The sequence below is a fragment of the Kineococcus glutinatus genome, assembly GCF_039542765.1.
In the GTDB taxonomy this organism is placed as follows: Bacteria; Actinomycetota; Actinomycetes; order Actinomycetales; family Kineococcaceae; genus Kineococcus_A; species Kineococcus_A glutinatus.
Map to the genome: position 1 here is coordinate 1 of NZ_BAABIL010000244.1, position 2,278 is coordinate 2,278.

Annotated in this window: 2 protein-coding genes and 1 pseudogene; 2 read left to right on the top strand and 1 reads right to left on the bottom strand. The window is 75.8% G+C overall.

Features of this window, described 5'->3' with window-relative positions; genetic code table 11:
* Nucleotides 1–365: pseudogene (locus tag ABEB16_RS10205) on the bottom strand (hypothetical protein); the annotation flags it as partial.
* Between the two features lie 266 nt (nucleotides 366–631).
* Between ABEB16_RS10205 and ABEB16_RS10210 the strand changes: the two are divergent.
* Together ABEB16_RS10210 and ABEB16_RS10215 are read left to right on the top strand one after the other, a co-directional pair.
* Entirely contained in the window at nucleotides 632–1,621 is a 990-nt protein-coding gene (locus tag ABEB16_RS10210) for a glycoside hydrolase family 43 protein (protein ID WP_345712145.1), read from the top strand.
* Nucleotides 1,622–1,717: 96 nt separating this feature from the next.
* Nucleotides 1,718–2,233, top strand: a complete 516-nt coding sequence (locus ABEB16_RS10215) for a GNAT family N-acetyltransferase (protein WP_345712146.1) — start codon at nucleotides 1,718–1,720, stop codon at nucleotides 2,231–2,233.
* Nucleotides 2,234–2,278: the final 45 nt, after the last annotated feature.

A 2,278-nucleotide genomic window follows, 5' to 3' on the forward strand; every position in this document is an offset into this window, starting at 1 on the left:
GGCTCGGTGGCGTCGGCGGGCTCGCCGCGCAGCAGCAGCTCCTCCACCACCACCGCCCGCCCGTCGCGCACGACCGGCCCGTGCAGCGGCCGCGGGCAGGGGTAGCCGGCCGCCGCGAGGTGGCGCTGCGCCCGCACGGCCGCGGTCAGGTACCCGACGTCCGCACCGGCGCGGTGGACCTTGACGGCGACCTCGCGGCCGTCGTCGAGCCGGCAGCCGTAGACGGCGGAGACGCGCCCGGACCGGAAGGTCACCAGCCGCAGCGGCGCGCCGAGGCAGCGACGCGCGAGCCCGTCCAGCCAGGCGTCCACCTCGCCCGCCCCGACGGCGCCGAAGACCGCCCGCTCGACACCCTCGACGACCACCCGACCACCCTGCCGCGACGTCGCGCACCCGGGAAGGTGCCGGTGGACACCTGCCGCGATGTCTGCGTGCGGCGCCGTCGGGCACGGGCGACGCCTCGTTCTCGGCTCGCTCGGGCGCCCAGGGTGTGACCGGGGAGTCGTGACCACCCATCCGCCCGTGGCGCCGTCCTGTCGGTGGTCGAGGGCGCGGCATCGTCGGTGGCCTCGGTCGGCGGCGGTCGCAGGAAAGCCACCGGTGATCACTCCCGACGACGCGAGGTCCAGCCATGAGCAGCACGCTCGACGACATCCGCATCAGAGATCCCTTCATCCTCGAGACCCGCGACGGTTCCTCCGTGCTCCACGGCACCACGGACGCGAACGTCCGGGGTGGGCCGGCGACGGGTTTCGACTGCTGCGTGAGCGATGACCTCGAACGCTGGTCCGGCCCCATCGCCGCGTTCCGCCCACCCGCGGACTTCTGGTCGGATTCACAGTTCTGGGCGCCGGAGCTGCACGAGCACGCCGGCAGGTACTTCGTGTTCGCGACGTTCCTGCCCTCCCGCGCGGGGGCGCGCGGGGTGGCCGTCCTGGTCGGCGACGCGGCGACCGGCCCGTTCGAGCCGTGGAGCCGGGGGCCGGTCACGCCCGCCGGTGTCCCCGGCCTGGACGGCACCTTCTTCGTGGACGACCAGCAGCGGCCGTGGCTGATCTACAGCCGCGGTGCCGAGGGAACCCCGGGTGGTGCACCGGCGATCGCCGACGGTGAGATGTACGCCCTGGAGCTGACCGCCGACCTCTCGCGGGCCGCGGGTGAACCCCACCTGTTGTTCCGCGCATCCGACGCGGCCTGGAGCCGCCCTCTGCGGCTGCCCGACGGTGCCGAGCCACCGGCCGCCCTGCGGCTGGCCCGGGACCCGCTGCTCACCGACGGCCCCTTCGTCCTCCGGTCCGGTGGGGGAGCGCTGCTCATGCTGTGGTCCAGCTTCGGTGAGGAGGGTTACGCGATGGGCCTCGCGACCTCGGCCTCGGGTGACGTGTCGGGCCCGTGGGCGCAGCAGCCCGACCTCGTCTGGGAGCGCGACGGCGGACACGGCATGATCTTGCGCACCACGAGCGGCGCCGACTACCTCGTGCTGCACCCGCCGAACGAGTCGCCCCGGGAGCGGGCCCGCCTCGTGCCGGTCGACATCACCGGTAGCACGGTGCGCCGTGCCGACAGCGGTGGCGCCACCGCTGGTGCCGGTGGCGGTGCCGGTGGGTCGACCGGCTCGTAAGGTACGTCGCCGGCGCCACCCGGTCGGAGGTTGCTGACCTGCTCGACGGCGTGGAAACCGCGGGCCCGGTCACCGTCCCCCGTGCGATCGTGCGGTGTGATCCGGCTCGCCCGCCCGCAGGACCTGCCCCGGCTGCGCGACGTCGAGCGCGCTGCCGGGGAGCCCTTCCGCGACCTCGGCATGGACGCCGTCGCCGACGACGAACCGCCGACGACGGCGGAGCTGGCGGCCCACCGGGCGCGGGGGCGTGCGTGGGTGGCCACCGACGAGCAGGACGTCCCGGTCGGCTACCTGCTGCTCGACGTCGTCGACGGCGCCGCCCACGTCGAGCAGGTCTCGGTGCACCCGGCGTGGGCGCGCCGGCGGCTGGGGGGCCGGCTCCTCGAGGCCGCGGACGGCTGGGCCGCCGAGCACGGGCTGACCGCCGTGACGCTGACCACGTTCGCCGACGTGCCGTGGAACGCGCCGTGGTACGCCCGGCTCGGTTTCGCGGTGGTGCCGGACGAGGAGGCCGGTCCCGGGTTGCTGGCCGTGCGCCGCCACGAGCGGGAGCGGGGGCTGGAGGCGTGGCCGCGGGTCAGCATGCGCCGGCCGGTCGCCGGTCCGGCCTGACGCCCGAACCGCCCTGCCCCGGACGGCCGGCCTGCGGGCTGCGCC

What these genes read in the sequence shown, in the direction of transcription:
- ABEB16_RS10210 (WP_345712145.1), top strand. Translation starts at nt 632, where the DNA reads ATGAGCAGCACGCTCGACGACATCCGCATCAGAGATCCCTTCATCCTC.